The sequence below is a fragment of the Chitinophaga vietnamensis genome (genome assembly GCF_902167635.1).
Lineage (GTDB): Bacteria > Bacteroidota > Bacteroidia > Chitinophagales > Chitinophagaceae > Chitinophaga > Chitinophaga vietnamensis.
In genome coordinates this window covers 348,773-367,484 of record NZ_CABHMS010000007.1, presented here as the reverse complement: position 1 = coordinate 367,484, position 18,712 = coordinate 348,773, and the positions used below count along the sequence as shown (strand labels likewise).

At 50.4% G+C, this 18,712-nt stretch carries 13 protein-coding genes and 1 tRNA gene; 7 read left to right on the top strand and 7 right to left on the bottom strand.

The window, feature by feature from the left end; translation table 11 throughout:
- Positions 1-10: 10 nt before the first annotated feature.
- Entirely contained in the window at positions 11-664 is a 654-nt protein-coding gene (locus tag FPG75_RS20225) for a protein-L-isoaspartate(D-aspartate) O-methyltransferase (protein WP_143309288.1), read from the top strand.
- Positions 665-765: 101 nt separating this feature from the next.
- Here the strand turns inward: FPG75_RS20225 and FPG75_RS20220 are convergent, their stop codons facing one another.
- From FPG75_RS20220 to FPG75_RS20205, 4 genes are all read right to left on the bottom strand, one after another.
- The gene (locus tag FPG75_RS20220; protein WP_143309286.1) at positions 766-3,240 is read right to left on the bottom strand and encodes a TonB-dependent receptor; all 2,475 of its coding nucleotides are present in this window, start codon (positions 3,238-3,240) and stop codon (positions 766-768) included.
- 174 nt (positions 3,241-3,414) lie between these two features.
- Positions 3,415-6,006 carry a TonB-dependent receptor domain-containing protein gene (locus FPG75_RS20215; protein WP_143309284.1) on the bottom strand — a complete coding sequence of 864 codons (2,592 nt, stop codon included), beginning with the start codon at positions 6,004-6,006 and terminating at the stop codon, positions 3,415-3,417.
- A 141-nt stretch (positions 6,007-6,147) separates the two neighbouring features.
- A complete protein-coding gene (locus FPG75_RS20210) occupies positions 6,148-6,699 on the bottom strand; it encodes a DUF445 domain-containing protein (protein ID WP_143309282.1) in 552 nt (183 codons plus the stop codon).
- Between the two features lie 201 nt (positions 6,700-6,900).
- A tRNA-His gene (locus tag FPG75_RS20205) sits at positions 6,901-6,974 on the bottom strand.
- A gap of 470 nt (positions 6,975-7,444) precedes the next feature.
- Between FPG75_RS20205 and FPG75_RS20200 the strand changes: the two genes are divergently transcribed.
- A complete protein-coding gene (locus FPG75_RS20200; RefSeq protein WP_143309280.1) occupies positions 7,445-8,650 on the top strand; it encodes a hypothetical protein in 1,206 nt (401 codons plus the stop codon).
- Positions 8,651-8,741: 91 nt separating this feature from the next.
- Here FPG75_RS20200 and FPG75_RS20195 read toward each other — a convergent pair whose 3' ends face one another.
- Complete coding sequence (locus FPG75_RS20195) at positions 8,742-8,963, bottom strand: hypothetical protein (RefSeq protein ID WP_143309278.1); 222 nt, start codon at positions 8,961-8,963, stop codon at positions 8,742-8,744.
- Between the two features lie 96 nt (positions 8,964-9,059).
- Between FPG75_RS20195 and FPG75_RS20190 the strand changes: the two genes are divergently transcribed.
- Positions 9,060-9,620, top strand: coding sequence for a hypothetical protein (locus FPG75_RS20190; protein WP_236652849.1), 561 nt, complete (start codon positions 9,060-9,062; stop codon positions 9,618-9,620).
- Here FPG75_RS20190 and FPG75_RS20185 read toward each other — a convergent pair.
- Positions 9,617-10,717, bottom strand: coding sequence for a lipase family protein (locus FPG75_RS20185; protein WP_143309276.1), 1,101 nt, complete (start codon positions 10,715-10,717; stop codon positions 9,617-9,619). The genes FPG75_RS20190 and FPG75_RS20185 overlap by 4 nt on opposite strands.
- A 135-nt stretch (positions 10,718-10,852) precedes the next feature.
- Between FPG75_RS20185 and aspA the strand changes: the two genes are divergently transcribed.
- Genes aspA through FPG75_RS20170 form a run of 3 tightly spaced genes read left to right on the top strand, consistent with a single transcriptional unit; the run spans position 10,853 to position 14,744 of the window.
- The gene (gene aspA / locus FPG75_RS20180) at positions 10,853-12,256 is read left to right on the top strand and encodes an aspartate ammonia-lyase (protein WP_143309274.1); all 1,404 of its coding nucleotides are present in this window, start codon (positions 10,853-10,855) and stop codon (positions 12,254-12,256) included.
- Positions 12,257-12,268: 12 nt separating this feature from the next.
- The gene (locus FPG75_RS20175; protein WP_143309272.1) at positions 12,269-13,393 is read left to right on the top strand and encodes a type II asparaginase; all 1,125 of its coding nucleotides are present in this window, start codon (positions 12,269-12,271) and stop codon (positions 13,391-13,393) included.
- Between the two features lie 13 nt (positions 13,394-13,406).
- Positions 13,407-14,744, top strand: a complete 1,338-nt coding sequence (locus tag FPG75_RS20170; RefSeq protein WP_143309270.1) for an anaerobic C4-dicarboxylate transporter — start codon at positions 13,407-13,409, stop codon at positions 14,742-14,744.
- A 68-nt stretch (positions 14,745-14,812) separates the two neighbouring features.
- Here the strand turns inward: FPG75_RS20170 and FPG75_RS20165 are convergent, their stop codons facing one another.
- A complete protein-coding gene (locus tag FPG75_RS20165) occupies positions 14,813-17,239 on the bottom strand; it encodes a hypothetical protein (protein WP_143309268.1) in 2,427 nt (808 codons plus the stop codon).
- Between the two features lie 131 nt (positions 17,240-17,370).
- On the opposite strand from FPG75_RS20165, the gene FPG75_RS20160 reads away from it, so the two are divergent.
- Positions 17,371-18,609 carry a BaiN/RdsA family NAD(P)/FAD-dependent oxidoreductase gene (locus FPG75_RS20160; RefSeq protein WP_143309266.1) on the top strand — a complete coding sequence of 413 codons (1,239 nt, stop codon included), beginning with the start codon at positions 17,371-17,373 and terminating at the stop codon, positions 18,607-18,609.
- Positions 18,610-18,712: the final 103 nt, after the last annotated feature.

Below are 18,712 nucleotides of genomic sequence, written 5' to 3'. Positions count from 1 at the left end.
ATTTTGCGGCATGAGGCGGTATGAAGATACTTATAAACAAAAAGGATTACGCAAACAACTGGTTGATAGTATCCGTCAGAAAGGCATCACAGACGAAAACGTACTGGCGGCTATCAATAATATTCCCCGGCACTTTTTTCTTGATACGGCTTTTGAAAGCATAGCCTATGACGACCGTGCCTTTCCTATCGGTGAAGGACAAACGATTTCACAGCCATATACCGTGGCCTATCAAACGCAGCTCCTGGAAGTGAAGCCTTACGAGAAAGTGCTGGAAATAGGCACCGGCAGCGCCTATCAGGCTTGCGTACTGGCCGAACTGAAAGCCAATGTGCTCACCATCGAGCGGCAAAAGCGGCTGTTCGACCAGGTGAAACAATTCCAGTTCAAATCCAAATACCCCAACCTCCGCTTCTTCTACGGCGATGGCTACGAAGGACTACCTTCCTACGCGCCATTCGACAAAATACTGGTTACCGCCGCCGCTCCGCATATCCCTGAAAAGCTGCTACAGCAGCTCAAGATAGGCGGTAAAATGGTGATCCCCGTTGGTGGCCAGGAAATACAACGCATGCTCCGCATCACCAAAGTGAGCGATACCGAAACCGAACAGGAACTCTTCGACAACTTCTCCTTTGTGCCAATGCTGGCCGGGAAAAAATAAAGGATATTTAGGGATTTTTTGATTTAGGGATTTCTTGATTTGAGGGGAATTTCAGGTCCCCTCAAATCAAAAAATCCCTAAATCAAAAAATCCCTAAATATTTATAGTCTTCCCTTCTCCGGATGTGGCGCCTCTTCCTGTGGTTTCTCTTCTTCTTCCTGTTGTTGTTTTTTCTTGCGGAACATGTTCGGGTCCATTTTGCCGAATCTGTACCGGATGTTGACGCGAATGAAGCGGGTGGTGCGTTTCCGGTCATAGTCCTGTATGAAGGTGGAAGTTTCGTAGTGAGAGCTGTACTGCTGGGTATTGAGCAGGTCGGAGATATTCAGGGCTATTACTAATGCCTTGGTCTTGAGCATTTCCTTGCGGATGCCGAAGTCGATGCCGTTCATGGCTTTGAAGGTGCCTTGCGGCTGGATGCGCGGCGAACGGTAATGACCACTCAGCTCGATGCTGAATTTCGCTGGCAAGCGGAACTGCGTATTGGCATTGATGCCATAAGTGACGTTATCGATATTTACTACCGGACCACTAATCTGGTTATACTCTGCATTCAGGTTGGCGGAGGCTTTCCACCATTTCGTGAAATTGATACTGTACGACAGGTTAGCGCCAGTATTCCGCAAAGTGGCCAGGTTCATGGGTTTGGTGGTGGTGACGCCCGTAGTGGTATCCAGTGTGCTGAAACGGTCGATATAGTCGTTGGTTTGCGCATAGTATACGCCGCCGCTCAGGTAATTGTTGGAAGAAGGATAATATACGGAATAGTTCATCTCCACTTTATGCGTGAGGGCCGATTTCAGATCCGGGTTACCGGTCCGGATATTTTGCGGATCGGCGTTGTTGATGTAGGGCAGGAGCTGATCGAAATTGGGCCGGTCTATCCGCATGGAGTAGTTGAACACCAGGCTCTGGTTCTGGTTCTTCGGCATATTATATTTCAGGAAGATGCTGGGGAAGAGATTAAAGAAGCGGTTGTTGACCGCCTTCTGCTGGGTGAAGGAATAGCCTTTGAGATAAGACTGTTCCGCCCTTACGCCAGCCTGGTAGCCGAGATTGCCGATGGCATTGGCGAAATTCACATAGGCGCCATAGATATCTTCTTCATACTTATATTCATTCGACAGCGAAGGGCTTTTGATATAAGCGCTGCTGTCTTTATTGAAGAGCAAGGCCGTATAGTCGTTACCGATATCCCGTATGGTAGCCTTCATACCGGCTTCCAGCTTGCCTTTGGCGCCTATTGGCGAGGTGTAATCGGATTGCAGGTTCCAGAAGCGGTTATTGTTGATGCCGTTGTTGTGCTGTGAGGAGGCGCGGTCGAGCGTATCCAGGCCGGGTTTGAAGTACCGTGTTTCATACTCGCTGCCGGAGCGGCTCTGGTTGCCGCTGTAGCTGGCATAGGCTGTGAGCTCCTGGTTCGGTTTCTTGAACGTATGCTTGTAACTCAGGCTGGTATTGTTGTTATTGCTGTTATTGCGGCTGTTGTTATCACGGTTGCCATTGCGCAGCTGTATGCGGTTATTGTCGAGATAATCGAGGAAGATATGTTCTTCGTTCCGGTTGTTGTTATAGTTGAGGCCTTCGGCGATGGTGAAGGTGTTATGATCATCCATGAAGAAGTCGAAGCCAAAGCGCCCGCCATTGTTGTAGTTGCGGTTTTCGTTGTGGCTGTCTTGCAGGAAATAGGCGGTGTTGCTACTATCCGCCACGAGGTTGTGGCGGGAGCTGATGCCGCTGCCATTGATACCTTCATACCGGCCATTGTAGTTACCGAAGAAGTTGAAGCGGCGCAGGCGCAAACTGGCGTTGGCGCTGCCATTGAGCTGGCCGCGGGTGGCGGCGCCGGCGTTGAACATCACATTATACCCGATGGCTTTGTCTTTCTTCAATACGATATTGATAATGCCGCCGCCGCCCTGGGCTTCGAATTTGGCGGAAGGATTGTTGATCACCTCCACCCGGTCGATGCTTTCGGCGGGTATCATTTGCAGGGCTGTTTTGGCATCGCCGAAAGGAGAGGGCTTGCCATCAACATAGATGGTGACGCTTTTGCCGCGCAGCGTTACGTTGTCATCAATATCTACATCCACGCTGGGGATGTTTTTCAGTATATCCGTTCCCGTGCCTCCTTCTGCATTGATCATACTGCCGGCATCGAATACTTGGCGGTCTATCTGCATGGAGAAGGCGGGCTTCTCTGCTTTGATCTCTACGGCATGCAATATCTTGCCGGCGGGCTGCAGCCGCAGGGTGCCGGCATAGGTGGGCTTGCCTTCCACTACACGGACAGCCTTCTCCAGTTTATCATATCCCATAAAGGTGACACGTATCACATAGATGCCCGGTGTGATATTGGCGAAGCTGAAGCCGCCGGCATTAGTGGTGTACATCCCCGATACCAGCGAGGAATCGGTTTGTTTCAGTAATACGGCAGAAGCATATTCCACCGGCTTGCTGGTGGCGGCATCCACCACTTTGCCCGTTACTTTGAATGACCCTGAACTCTGCGTTTGTGCGTTGACGTTATACACGGTAACAAACAGCAACCCCAACAACAAATGGTAATGTCGCATGCGTAGTAAAAAGGAAAATAATAAATGTCTGATCCGGGATAAAAGTACTTTTCACATTTTTAAAAAGTATCGATTTGTGATGAGTGGTAGATAAGATAAAGAAAGCCGGCAGGGCGTGGAAACGCTGGCTGCCGGCTTGTGGTCTTGCATTCACCATCTTTACTTATCTATCAATCAAAAACTCTGCATAGGGTCTCCCATTTGCGTATCGTTATTGTTGTTTTGTTTTTTCTTCCTGAAGAGGTTGGTATCGAATTTACCGAAGCGGTAACTGAAATTGAGTTTCAGTACTCTTGATTCGCGCTTGCGGATGTAGTCCTGGTCAAAGGCCGGCGTTAGCTGGTTCAGCTCATACTGACGGGTATTGAAAATGTCCGACAGGCTCAGGGTAAGAGACGCGGCTTTGTTCTTCAGGAAATCTTTCCGGATGGCTACATCCACCATGCTGAAGCCTTTGATGGTACCTTGTGCGGATGCGGGGATCATCATCATCCCGCCGCCTCCGCCACCACCACGGCCACCGCCGCCTCCACCACCTCCGTTGTTAGGCAATGCGATAGTGGGCGCCTGATAGGTAGCATTGATCTGCAAAGTGAAATTCGCTGGCAGCTTGGTTTCCGAGTTGATCTTACCCATCCAGCTGAAGCCGCGGTTATCAAAATTTTGACCGTTATTGACCACCTGTAACTCAGTCTGGTAAAGGTTTACATTGGTAGTGAGGTCCCAGCCGGGGATGATCTGATTTTTGAAAGTCAGCTCTGCGCCGTAGGAATTATTCCTGTTGGCATTGATGTATTGCGTAAGCAGCGTATCCTTGCCGATCGGCGTGCTGATGGTAGAGATCAGGTTATTGGTATTCCTGAAATAGATGCTTCCGAGGAAGCTGCTGGTTTTCCAGCTCTTCATATAGGAAAACTCAATGCTGTTGGTGTATTCCGGTTTCAGGTCAGGATTCCCTTCGCGCTGGTTTTGCGGATCGCTGTAGTCGCGGTAGGGGATCAGCTGAAAGAAGTTCGGGCGCATTACGCGGCGTGAATAGTTCAGTTGCAGCTCCTGGTCGTGCGGCAGCTTCTGTGAAAGGAAGAGGCTGGGAAACAGGCCAGGCACGGCTTTCGTGGGTTTGTAGGTGATGCCCTGGTTCTCCCCGGAGTAAATGTATTGTTCTGCACGCAGGCCTAGCTGGTAGCCGAAATTGCCGATGGCATCGGAGTAATTCACATAGGCGGCATAGATCTGCTCTTTGTATTTATAATTGGTAGAGAGCGAATCGATATGCGGGAAGGCGCCGGTGAGGGTGTCCTGATTATATACGTCGTAGCGGCTGGTATAGTCGCGCAAAGTGGCTTTGGCGCCGAGTTCCAGCTTGCCGGTTTTGCCGATGGGATCGGTGTAGTCTGTTTGCAGGGTGATGAAAGTAGTGTTACCATCTGTGGTATTGTTCTGCCGTACAGACTGTCCAATGGGCTGCCCCAGCGGGTTTTGCGCTTGAGTGATATAGTCGCCGTTGCGGCTGTTGGTGCTGCGGTTGTAGTTGGCATCAGCGGTCCACTCTTCGTTCTGTTTCGCGAAGGTGTGCTTGAAACTCAAGGCAGTGGTATAGTTCCGGAAATTGAAATTACTGTTGTTGAGACGGTCGTTGCGGCCGGTAGTGTTATGATCTTTGTCCTGGAAGGTGCTGAGCAGGTCTTCCGATGTTTTAAAATCTCCCGCTACAATATTTTGTGAAACAGATAAAGTATTTCTGTTGTCGAGATAATAGTCGATACCAAAACGGCCAAACTGGAACAGGGGCTTGCTTTTGCTGTTGCTGTTCTGGAAGAGGAAATTGGTATCGGCTGCGGAGCCTTTGACACCGCCGTAGTTGGTGCGGGTGGTGGTGCCTTCGCCCCAGGTTTGATTGGCGTTGATATTATAGCTGGCAAACACATTTACTTTACCCTGTCGTACCGCGATGTTGCCGCCGCCATTGTATTTGTTGCCTGTGCCAATACCCGCTTGTATATTGCCGTTGAAGCCGGCTTTCTTGTTTTTCTTCAGCACAATATTCAGGATGCCCGACATGCCCTCTGCATCGTATTTGGCGGAGGGGTTGGTGATCAGTTCCACACTTTCGATCGCGTCTGCGGGTATCTGGTCGAGGGTGAGGGTAGAAGGTTTACCATCTACAAAGATGTTGGGAGATGCATTGCGCACGGTGACGTTGCCGTCCAGGTCTACGCTTACAGAAGGCACGCTCTTGAGCACGTCTGTGGCGGTACCGCCTACGCTCACGAGGTTACGGTCTACGTTAAATACCTTTTTATCGATGCCCATGGTGAAGGCGCTTTTCTGCCCGGTCACCTCCACGCTTTGCAGCATTTTCACGTTAGGTTGCATCTTGATATTGCCAAGATCCTGTTCTATGGTTTGCGGCGTGATGGTCACTTTCTTTTGTAAGGTCACATATCCCATGAAGTTCACGCGGATGATGAATTGCCCGAAGGGCAGGTTTTCCAGGCTGAAATCGCCATTGCCTTTGGTGAGCATGCCGGTAACCACGGTGGAGTCGCGCTGGCGCAACAAGGCCACAGAGGCGTATTCTATGGGTTTATTGGTTTTGGCGTCCTGTAATTTTCCAAAGAGGTGGCCGATCTGCGGCATGTTGGGACCTTGTCCCTTAGCGTCTTGTTTGACTGCCCCGTTCTGTCCTTTAACGGCAGGGGCCTGTGCGAAGGCGCTAACCTGCCACAATAAAATACCAGCAATGATGGCGTAGCATCGTTTCATCCTGTTCTGTTTTAGATCCAGACTTCTCGTCAGATGAAACAAAAGTACCCGCGTGTTGGTATGAATGGTCAAATATTGTGTTGAGCGGTTGTTTTGCTGGTTGGAATATTCAAAAACGACGCTGAGAGGTCTTAACAGTAGTTAACAAAAATGGAACAGCAGCGCGATCAGGCCGGTGATGAATCCGGTGAGCGCGCCCAGCATTTTAAAGGCGCTCAGTTCTTTCGGCAGCAGCTGATGTACGGCGGTTTCCAGCTGCCCGGCGGAAATGCTTTCGATCTTTGTACGTACGATCTGTTCCAGGTTCATATCTTTTTCTACGTTATCGAGGTATTGGCTGATGAGGATGGGGAAGAGGGTATCCAGTTCTGCCACCAGGTGTGATTTGATCTGGTTCACGATACTGTCGCCGATGAACATGGAGAGCACGGGCATGGCTTTGGGCAGGCGTTCGCGCAGGAAGCTGTCCAGGTGTGATTCTACCAGCGGGATGATGTTCTTTATCTGTGCGGGATCTGTGAGTTTTTGTTTGATGCTGGCGAAGGAAAAAAGTTGTTGTCCTACCATGGCGCCGATCTGTGCAGCCAGCTGTTGTTGTTTTTTTGGAAACACTTTGCGGAAGAGCAGGCGGATAGCAAAGCTGTTGATCAGCCATCCGATGATAGCGGCGATAATGGGTAAGCAGTAGATCATCTGTCCGGAATATTGATTCGGTACGCAAGATCAGAAAATCATCCAATAAAAAAGGTTTCTTTTTTTAGAGAAACCTTTTTAAGGAGCTGCCTCAGCCGGGGCGCGAATTGGTTTATACTAACCTCAACGGGTATACGAAAATATGCAGACAGGAAATAATAAAAAAGCCCGAAAGTCTTTTTTCGACTTTCGGGCTATCCGGGTGACCGAGGGGTCTCGAACCCCCGACCCTCAGAACCACAATCTGATGCTCTAACCAACTGAGCTACGGTCACCGTTTTCAACCCTTTTCGTGATACAGATTTCGTTATTCCGCCGCCTGTATTCCGTTGTTGGGAGTGCAAAGATAAGCGAAAGGATTTTTAAATTCCAAATACTTTTCAAAAAAAAATTTCAGCACGTTACAAATGGCCATTCTTTATCATCTGATCTGCAGTTTTATTTATTATAAAATGTGGATCATCTGCCTTAAATTTACGACATCAGATACAGGTAGTTAAATCTTTGTAATCTGAGAGATACTGGAGCTTTCTTCGTATCTTTGCGCACTTTCCCATTTAATTCCCGATTTCATAAGTCTTTGAAAATCAGTAATATGATTTTATATATGGCGTTGCGAAACCCTGTTCCCAGGAGTTTTTGACCATACTAAAGACCGTTTTCCAGCTTTCCAGCTGGAAAAAATGACAATTTTCCTATAAAACCACAAAAGCAGGGGTATTTAATTATTAATTGTATATATATTATGGATCAGCTTAAACTGAAATTACAGGAGTACTATCAGCGTTACCAGCAAATGGATCAACGGGTAAAACCTGGAAAGGAGGAGCCTGGCAATGAGGACGTGCTGGACATGGAAAATGATATTCTTTCACAGTTCGGATTACCCACATCGCGGCGCTTTGTGCAGATACTGCACGACTTTGTACATCACAGCCATGTGAGCGACCAACTGCTGGATTATGTTAGTAAAAAATTGCGCTCAGCCGCCCGTAAATACCTGCTCGCGCCGGTAGTGCCGGACATCGACCTGCTGGAAAGCGCCAGGGAACAGAAAAGGAGCCCCTATGATGTGCTGCCTGAACTGGGCTACCCGATACATGAATATGCCATCTTCCTCATTGGCGAATTGTATTACCGCCGTAACATGAGTGCTTCCGACATGCTGGATGAACTCAAAAAAATGCAACATTTCGACAGCTGGAATGATCTTAGCCTGATCAGCCAGATGAACAACTACAGCTCCAATGAACTGTATACCAAACTCAAAAAACATGAGCTGCGCTTCGTGGATGATTTCATCCAGTTCACCCGCCGCCAGGAAACATCCCGGCTCGTGAACAAGCGCCCCACGCCTACAGAAGAAGGCTATAAACCCAACTATCGCACCATCACCAAAGTGCAGGTAGAAGATATCATCTTCGACGAAAAAACATCTCCCAGCCTCTTCGGAAAAGTGAAGAGCGGTCGTGGATACCAGCGCATCACCATCAGTCTTGAATTCTCTGAGCTCAACCAGATACTGATGAGCAGCGATGAACTGGGCGTAGAGATCAGCAACCATATCAAGAAACGCCTGGCCACTCCTACACCGGAAAAGCCTACTGTGATTGATATCCGCGCGGAATTTGGCAACATCCTGAAACTGGATAACTGCTATCTCGAAGTGTACAAACCGCAACATCGCGAAGGCAACAAATGGGTGGAAGACAAAGACAACTTTTATTTCGTAGACAAGATTCTCACGAAAAAAGAATTTGAAAAACGTACCAAAGAAGCAGAAGTGAAACGCAAAATACAGGAGTGCCTTGAACTCATCGGCGGCTCTTATGTATACTACCAGCGCTTGCGCCGCCTCGGCATCACCGATGAAGAAGCCAAGCTGCGTGCGGGTTTGCAGGATGAATTACTCTTCAAACTATCGTACTTTCTGAATAAGGTAAAAGAATAGTGAAATTACGAATTACGAATTATGAATTACGAATTACGGCCCGTAGCGCAGATCTGCTACGGGCCGTAATTCGTAATTCATAATTCGTAATTCATAGCCACACTTCATCCGCCAGCGCCTGGCAGATAAGCGACAAGATCACGATCACGCCGGCATGTGCATGCCCCGCGCGGAACATCGCACGCTGGAAAGGTGTGAGCGATAAGGAAGGCATCCGGCCACTGAGCACGCGCAACAGAAAGTGACCACCAAATTCGATCGTGGGAACGGTGATAAGCGTAATACCACACATCAGCTTGCAATCAGGACTCATAGCAGTGATGATTTAAGATGCCATAAATTTAACCGTTATCGCCCGTAATACAGATTAACAAATGTTAGGAATTTGCCAGCGCGGAATTACTTATGTTTGAAGAAAAAAAGAATGGAAGAACTGACGCTTGGCATCGGCTCCCGCGTGCAGCACGCACATTATGGCCCCGGTGTAATCGTAGCGGTAAAGTACGCACAATACCGCGTCACCTTTATGGATCATGGTATCAAAATGATCGACAAAACAGATCCCCTGTTTGAAGTGCTGGTAGCCGAGAACACTACCGCAGAAGTGGAAACAGCCTCCGACGTGGAAACTTCGCTGCTCAAGATACTGCGGCTGTGGGGCGGTATCACGGAAGTAGTGCCGCTGGGCGATAAATGGAAAGGCGGCACCCTGCTCTTGCAGCCTGCTGATGCAGGTCTCAAGCCAAAGGAAATTCCCATTGAAACATTCTTTCACAAGATCACCATGTTGCGCGACCGCCTGCGTGTGATGGAGCAACAGATCAACAGTCATAAAGTATTGTCGGAAGAAGACAAGATCAACCTGCAACAATATCTCACCCGTATCTACGGCTCACTCACAACTTTCAATGTGTTGTTCCGCGACAAAGAGCACTGGTTCGTAGGAGAGAAGAGCGCCGGTAACGACTAATGTTCCGGTGTATGATAGATCATGTGCAGCAGCCAGGAATAAGGTTGCAGCATATGGTGCGTGAAAATATTCTTGCCATTGAAAGGGAACTTTTCATCGTAGCCGCTTGGCGGGTATAATATCACAGGCGATCCTGCCGGTGTGTAGTTGTGGCTGTTCACAAAGGAAGGCCGCTGATACGCCGGCAGTATCTTTTTTACGCGTGTATACGCGACCTTGCCAAGGATGCGCTGCATACGGCGGCTGCTTCTTTTGGTAGGTTTGTTCAAACGGCCATACATATACGCTAATGCCCATCTGGCCGGCCATTTCTGCTCTCTCAATGCTTTTTTGATATCCATGAAAGGATTTACCGGCGTATAATCTTTTGTTGTTTGAATGGAGAAAGGCGTTTCCGGTACCCAGTCGCGCGCATTCACTACCCGCAGGCCCCAGCCATCGCGGGTGAGGTAATCATAGCTATAGGCGAAGTGAAGGTTGCCCGGCTTGGGAGCCGCGCTGCTGATGGTTTTGAACACAATATCTTTGGGCAGGTCGTCGACATTAGCGAGGTAGGCACGCAGCAAAAAAGTGATGGCGCCGCCCTGGCTATGGCCGAAGATGATAAATTCGTGTATGCCTCTCCGGTAGTACTCACGTATATGCGCTACGATATCCGGCGCCATGGAAGCCATGCCCAGCGTCCATCCGGCGTGTACGTATGCTTCGGGATCTGAGGAGAGCTTATAGGTAACGCGGGTGCTGTCGTTCAGTTGAACCGTGCCTTGCGCGGGTATCATGCCGGCATAGAAATTTTCCAGCCAGGAGTCTGCGGCGCCTACGGTGCCGCGGATGTTGATGATGGCTACGGAATCGCCGCGGAGCCACATATCCCAGCGGTTTTTCAGCCCTGTCTCTTTGGCGCGGTACACCATGGTGCAGTTTTCCGGCGGCGGGGAAGTGACTTTGGTCCAGGGGCTATCGCCCTGCCTTGCTGTGATCCGCAGTAGCTGAAGGTATTCATTGGGATCGAAATATGGTTTCAGATGTTGCGCGGTGCTTCTCTCTCTCCCGAAAAATAAAATCAGAAAACATATAACGGAAATGCGGATCGTCATGAGAATAAATAATTAGAGCCTGTGTTTATTGAATGAATCTAAGTTAAAACATGGATTTGAAACAAAGAACACAACAATTTCTTTTATTGCATTGTTGATAAAGCGATTAACTTCCGTCCTTAATTTGCTGAATTTATGTCAAAGAGAATTGAACATGATTTCCTTGGAGAAAGAGAAATCCCGCAGGATGTATACTATGGAATCCAGACCCTGAGAGCGCTTGAGAACTTCCACATTACCGGTATCCCCTTGAAAACTGAACCTGTTTTCGTACAGGCGTTGGGGTATGTAAAGAAAGCTGCCGCCATGGCCAACCGCGACCTGGGCGTGCTGGACAAGCACATTGCCGAATATATCATCAAGGCCTGCGACCGTGTGATCAGTGGGGAATTTGACAACCAGTTCCTGAGCGACCTGATACAGGGCGGCGCCGGCACTTCGGTAAATATGAATGCCAACGAGGTGATCGCCAATGTGGCCCTGGAGATGATGGGCAAACAGAAAGGACAGTATGAGTTCTGTCATCCGAACAATCATGTGAACTGCTCGCAATCTACCAACGATGCCTATCCTACGGCGTTCCGCATTGCGCTGATCAATAAGCTGACCGGCTATACCGAGATATTGAATAACCTTGCCCAGGCCTTTGCCGACAAGGGCGTGGAGTTCAGGAACGTACTGAAAATGGGCCGCACACAATTGCAGGATGCTGTGCCGATGAGCCTTGGCGACGAGTTCAAAGCATTTGCTACCAACCTTAACGAAGAGCTGGCGCGCGTGGAAGAAAGCAAGCGCCTGATCTCTGAAGTGAACATGGGCGCTACCGCCATCGGTACCGGTGTAAATGCACCCAAAGGCTATCCCGATCTCGTGATCAAATATTTGCGTGAGGTAACACAGCTCGATCTCTCCCTGGCAGGCGATCTGATCGAAGCTACCTATGATGCCGGCGCTTATGTGCAATTGTCCGGCGTGCTGAAACGCACGGCTGTAAAGGTTTCCAAGATATGCAACGATCTGAGGTTGTTGTCTTCCGGTCCGCGTGCCGGCCTGAACGAGATCAACCTGCCGCCGATGCAGCCGGGATCGTCCATCATGCCGGGCAAGGTGAATCCAGTGATCCCGGAAGTGGTGAACCAGACGGCTTTCTACGTGATCGGCGCCGACCTTACCGTCACACTGGCCGCGGAAGCAGGACAACTGCAACTAAATGTAATGGAGCCTGTATTATCTTTTGCCTTGTTTACGGCCATCTCCTATATGAGCAATGCCTGCCGCACCCTGCGCGAGAAATGCGTACTGGGCATCACGGCCAATGCAGAACGTACCCGCGATATGGTGATGAACAGCATTGGTATTGTGACGCAGCTGAACCCCATCATCGGTTATGAGCAATCCGCCGCTATCGCGCGCGAGGCGCTGGAAACGGGGAAGTCGGTACATGATATTGCAGTGAAAGAAAAGAAGCTGATCACACAGGAAAAATGGGACGAGATCTATACATTCAATAACCTGATCCGTCCGCAGTTCATTCAATAAATTCCACGAAATATGTTACGCTCCCGAATTTTCGTATATGGATGGCTGTTATACCTGACGGCCTGGCTGATACAATTATCTCCTGTGGAGGCGCAGGCACAGCGCAGGAAGAAAAAGGGAGCGGTCGTTGCCGGTGCGCATAGTAATGATCTCCCCAATATTATTATCTTAGCTACCGGTGGTACCATCGCCGGCGCTGGCACTTCCAATGTCCGCGCCGGTTATGCCGCCGGCAAACTGCCGGTGGATCAGTTGCTCAACGCCGTGCCGGAAGCGCGGAAAGTAGCTAATCTTACGGGCGAGCAGGTAGCATCAGTTGGCAGTCAGGCCATGAACGACAGTATCTGGCTGAAGCTGGCCAAGCGTGTGAACCAGCTGGCGCAGCGCAGTGATGTAGACGGCATCGTGATCACACATGGCACTGATACGGAAGGGGAGACCGGTTTCTTTTTACAGCTCACTGTAAAAACTGCCAAGCCGGTAGTGCTGGTAGGCGCGATGCGCTCAGCCACTTCCATTTCAGCCGATGGACCCAAGAACCTGTACGACGCTATTGTAGTGGCAGCCAGCAAAACCTCCGCCAACAGGGGCGTGCTGATCGCGATGAACGAACAGATATTTTCTGCGAGAGATGTGACCAAAACCAATACCACCAGCACCGCTACCTTTCAAAGCCCCAATGCAGGCCCGCTCGGCGTAGTGTATGATGGCAAGGTGGCATGGTACCATACCATATTGCGCAAGCACACCACTGAAACGGAGTTCGACATCAGCCAGGTAAATGCCCTGCCCAAAGTAGATATCCTCTACGGCTATGCCAATATGAATGCGGCCCTGGTGGACTGCCTCGTGAACGACGGCGCCAAAGGCATCGTGATCGCAGGGGTGGGCAATGGCAACCTGTATCCCACGGTGGCAACGCGCGTGAAAGCCGCCACTGCAGGCGGCGTAGTGGTAGTGCGTTCTTCGCGCACAGGCAGCGGCCGTGTAACGCTGCAAGCCGAGACGGATGACGAAAACCTCGGCACCATCGTTGCCGATGATCTCAACCCGGAAAAAGCGCGCGTATTGCTACAGCTGGCACTGTTGAAAACCGCCAACCACACCATTATCCAGGATATGTTCTTCCGTTACTAAGTATATATACTTTATGATCTGGATACAGTTTGCCATTTTACTGGCGGCCATACTCATTGGCGCCCGCATGAAAGGTATAGGGCTGGGAGTGATGGGCATGGTGACGCTGACCATTTATATCTTTCTCTTCCGTATGCGCCCTGCCGATCCACCGATCGATGTGATGCTGATCATCCTCGCGGTAGTAACCACAGCGGCTACTTTGCAAGCTGCCGGTGGCATGGATTACCTGGTGCGGCTCGCAGAAAAGATACTGCGCAGCAAACCCTCGCTGATCGTGCTGTTGGGGCCTCTTGTCACTTTTGTGTTCACCCTTTTTGCCGGCACGGCACATATCAGCTATTCCCTGCTGCCCATCATCGCAGAGGTATCTACCAAAAAAAGAATACGCCCGGAAAGGGCCCTGAGCATCTCCGTGATCGCTTCCCATCTGGGTATTACTGCTAGCCCCATATCTGCAGCTACCGCGGCTTTGCTCACCATCCTCAGTGGCAGGACCGACCTGCTGTTCATCCTGAAAGTATGTATTCCGGCTACGCTGGTAGGCACTTTAGCGGGTGTGGCAGTATGTTGGAAGAAAGGAAAGGAGCTGGACAAAGACCCTGTATTCCTGGAGCTCATGAAAGATCCGGAGTTTGCGCAAAGCATTGATGCAGATACCAGCAGCAACAAAGCGCCGCTGCCGCCAGGGGCCAAACTGGCCGTTGTGATATTTGGTCTTGCAGTATTGCTGATCGTGCTTATCGGCGCTTTTCCCGGACTGCTGCCCACTTTCGGCGCCGGTAACGCCAACATGGTAGTAACACCTGAAGGCAAAATAAAAATGGCCGCCATGATAGAGCTCATTATGCTGGCCGCTGCGGCAGGCATCATGCTATTTTGCAACACCACTGCGGCCAGTGTGGCCAAGGCCAGCCTGTTCACTTCCGGTGCACAGGCGGTGGTATCTGTCTTTGGTGTGGTATGGATGAGCGCCACTTTCATGCAAACCAATAATGCACTCATCGAACATACTTTGGGCGATATGGTACGTGCCGCTCCCTGGACCTTTGCCATCGCTTTATTTTTGCTGGGCATCCTGCTCTTCAGCCAGGCCGCTACCACCAAGGCTTTGATGCCTTTAGGCGTAACGCTCGGCATTGCAGCGCCTCATATGGTAGCCATGTTTCCCGCCGTCAACGGCGATTTCGTACTACCTGGCTATCCCACTTTATTAGCTGCGATCAACTTCGACCGCACGGGCAGCACGCATATCGGGAAATTCATCATCAATCATAGTTTCATGATCCCCGGCCTCGTAAGCGTAGCCACGAGCGTGGCGGCGGGGTTCTTCTTCGCAGGGATTTTTTGACAATAAGCATTAAATTATGAAGGGGGTCACCGTGCACGGTGACCCCCTTCATAATTTAATGCTTATTGTCAAAATTCCTGTTCCAGGCGGCCTACGCTGCCATCGTCGGCGATGCCTTCGGCAACGAGGCGGAAGCGTTTGGAGAAGTCGTTGTTATAGAATTCTATTTTGGCGGTATGCGTGAGCGTATCTACTGCCACGTTCGGGCTCCAGAAGAGCGTGAGGCGCTTGTCGGGCAGGGAGTGCACTTCTTTTTTTACGGAGTAGTCAGGAGAGTAGAATTGCTTCACGATGGTGTAGCCCGCCTTTTTATAGAGCTCAAAGCCTTTAACGCGTGGATCGGGTGTGCCGGTATTGTCGCCGCCTTTTTTGGTGTATACCGCGATGGCGCCATTAGCACCGCCGAAGCCGCCCATGAACGGAGGACGGAACACTTTGATCAGCGCGATATCATTTACCGAGATAGAACTCAGCATGCTAACGTCCGACTGCATCTCGTTGAGATACAGGCCAGGCTTGCCGCCGCGCCAGGAGAGGGACGGATTGTTGATATCGCCGGTGATCTGTAAGCCTGCCACTTTTGATTGCAGGTATTGAAACACGTTGAGTGCGGTAGGCGTCTCTTTGGTGAGGTCGAAGGAGTAAGCGTCGCCACCGGAGAACATGCCCGAAGCGTAACGTTTTTCTGTGGTTTGTTCAGGCGTCGGTTTTTTGGCGTTCACATTTACTTCACGGAGATATACGGTTTTGTTATTGATCGCACGGTTTACTTTGTTGCCTTCGGAAGCCGCGGTGAGGAACTGTTTCAGCGCGTTGTTATCTACCGGCGGCGGTACGCGCAATGGTGATGGTATCTTGATCAGCGTAGGTTTTTCGAAGAAGTGGTTCTCGAATTTTACGCTCACGTCTTTTGTCTTTCTCACGTTATCATTACCCTGGTAGTAGATATATGCAGTATCAGGGAATACCATGTTGGAAATGGTAAATTCTCCTTTATCATTCACCGGCGCCTGTGCGAACATGGAGGAGCTGTCGGACGGTATTTTGATGATCATATCGATCCTGCCGTTGGTGAGCGGTCTGCCGGTAGGCAGGGTGGCAAGGCCTTTCATGAGCAGGCCTTGTTCGTAGGGATATTTGACCTCGGGCATTTCATTTTTTACGATCTTCTCCCAGCTGAAGCGTCTCCATCCGTTGGTCATCATCACGAGATCCAGTGCCTGTAAGGTTTGTACGGAGTCGTTGCGGAAGTACCAGGCCGGGTTGTATACATATCCTTTGATATCGGAGGTGAGCAGGAAGGAGGAGATGATATTGCTGGCGTTCTTTTTATCGACGGGAACGGCGTCGGCATCAGTAACGGAAACGGATATACTGGTTTGCAGGGTATCGGGCAAACGCAGTACCACCGTGCTTTTCTTGCGGGGCTCGCGGGCGAGGTCGGATTCCAGTACGTCCATCAGGAACTGGTCGTTTTTGCGGACGAAGGTGAGCCTTTCTGCCAGCGGCAGGCCATTTTTGGCAAAGAGCGTTACCTGCAGGATGCCCGAGGGGAGCCTGTCTGTGGGAATAAAGCCGCTGATACGGCCTTCGCTCACATCGAGGTTGGCTTTGTACACCAGCTGGTTGCCCATCTGCGCGATCACGGCCAGTTGTGAGAGGGAGGTATCGTTGGCGGCGCCGGGCATCGCCTGGTAGAAGATGCGTGCGCCTTTGTTATAGATCTTTAACGAGGCGCCGGTTGTTTGTGCAGCCGGCAGGGTGAAGGTTTTGGTTTGTCCTTTCGCACTTTTGATCACGGCCTGGTAGCTGTCGTTGCCATCGGCGGGCGTGATTTCAAAAGTGCCCATACCATCGTGTATAGATTTGATATTGGCCTGTTGTGCGCCTTTACCATTTTTGATCACGCCGCTTACTTCGATGGGGTAACCGTTATTGTCGATGGCTTTGAAAGCGATGTTGTTGGCTTGTCCGGCCATGAGGTTACCGCCTTCCGGGAAGAACTGCACGGCAAAATCCTGGGCGCTGGTATCTGCTTCGGGCGCTGTTTTTTTCGCCGGGTCGAATATTTCTATAGAGCGGGTGTAGAAGAATGCGGGATCGAAGTTGAGCATCCATGCGGTGTAGGCGCGAAGTTGATAGATGCCGGGTTTCTGGTTTTCGGGCAGTTCAAAAAATCCGGGAGCGCCGGCGCTGGCGATGCCGAACAGTTTTTTCTGAACGATATTATTGTTTTTATCCAGCAGTTCCACATACAGGTTGGTGGCCTGTGTGGCGGGCATGCCCTGGAGGGTTACATATCCTTTGAACCAGATGGTTTCGCCGCCAGCATAGTAGTCTTTGTCGAGGTGCAGGTACACTTTTTCCTGCGGATACCGCGTATTGAACACCTGCAAGGCCTTGACGATGCGGTCCGTCCAGTCGGCAGGCGCCGGAAGGAATGCCAGGGCGCTCATCGCTGCGGTGACCAGGGCTACGGGAAGTTTCCATTTCATATAGGCGAAAGTTGATTGTTTGCTATTTGCCGGGTAATTTACCAAAAATAGCAACTTGAAAGATTAAACGGTAAGATTAGTGCAGGTTTGTTATTATTGCGTGTTCAAGCAATGGTTTTAACAAGATTTTAATGAGTTCGATCCGAAAACGATTAGTGGTGGCTGGCGGCGGCGCTGCCGGTTTTTTCTGTGCTGTGAATGCCGCGCGTTTATGCCCTGGGCTGGAGGTGTGGTTGCTGGAGAAAACGGGCAAACTGCTTTCCAAGGTAAAAGTGAGTGGTGGCGGGCGTTGCAACGTTACGCACAACGCGCCTGATATTGCGTATATGGTAAAGCGTTATCCCCGTGGCCAGCATTTTGTAAAGAAATCTTTCACGCATTTTTTCGTTCCTGATACCATCGCATGGTTTGCCGAGCGGGGGGTGAAGCTGAAGGCAGAAGATGATGGGCGTATGTTTCCTGTTAGCGATGATTCGCAAACGATCATCGATTGCCTGCTGCGCGAAGCGGATAAATATCATGTCAATATCCGCACTAACCAGGAAGTAACATCCCTGGAAAAGAAGGCTGGTGGCGGCTGGCGCCTGCAATTGCAGGATGGCCGCGAGATGGATACCGATTTCCTCTGCATCGCTGCGGGCGGCTATGCGCAGGCCGGCAAATTTTCCTGGCTCACGGAAACCAGCCACAGTATTGTACCTCCGGCGCCGTCGCTGTTTACCTTCAATATGCCGGGCAACCCGGTGACGGCCCTGATGGGTGTTGTTGCGGAAGCGCAGATCAAGATCGCCGGCAGTAAATTGCAGCAGCAAGGCCCTTTGCTGATCACGCACTGGGGGATGAGCGGCCCCGCTGTATTACGCCTTTCTGCCTGGGGCGCCCGCGAGCTGCAGGAAATGCAATACCAGTTTACGGCTATCGTCAACTGGCTGCCATCCTACAACGAGAACAGCCTCCGCGAAGCCTGGCAGGAGCTGCGTTTCGGGCTGGGCGGACAAAAACTGCATCATAAAAATCCTTTCGGTCTGCCGCAACGCCTGTGGCAATTCCTGTTACAACAGGCAGGCATACACGAAGATATCCGTTGGGCCGACCTTCCGGCCAAAGATCAGAACAAAATACTGAAACTGCTGACGGGCATGGAGTTCCCGGTGAAAGGCAAAACTACTTTCAAGGAAGAATTTGTTACCTGCGGCGGCATTGCGCTCAGCGAAATAGATGCCAATACGATGGAAAGTAAGCTGCTACCCAACCTTTTCTTTGCAGGAGAGGTAATGGATGTAGATGGCATTACCGGCGGGTTCAATTTCCAGCACGCCTGGAGCAGCGGGTTCGTAGCGGCGAAAACGGTGGCGGAGAGAGCGTTGTAGTTTGGCTCAGGATTAAAGGATTGAAAGGATTTACAAAAGATAAAATAATAGATAAAAAGTAAACGGAGCCCAGAATTTGGTTAAATTTGGTAGATAGAATCAG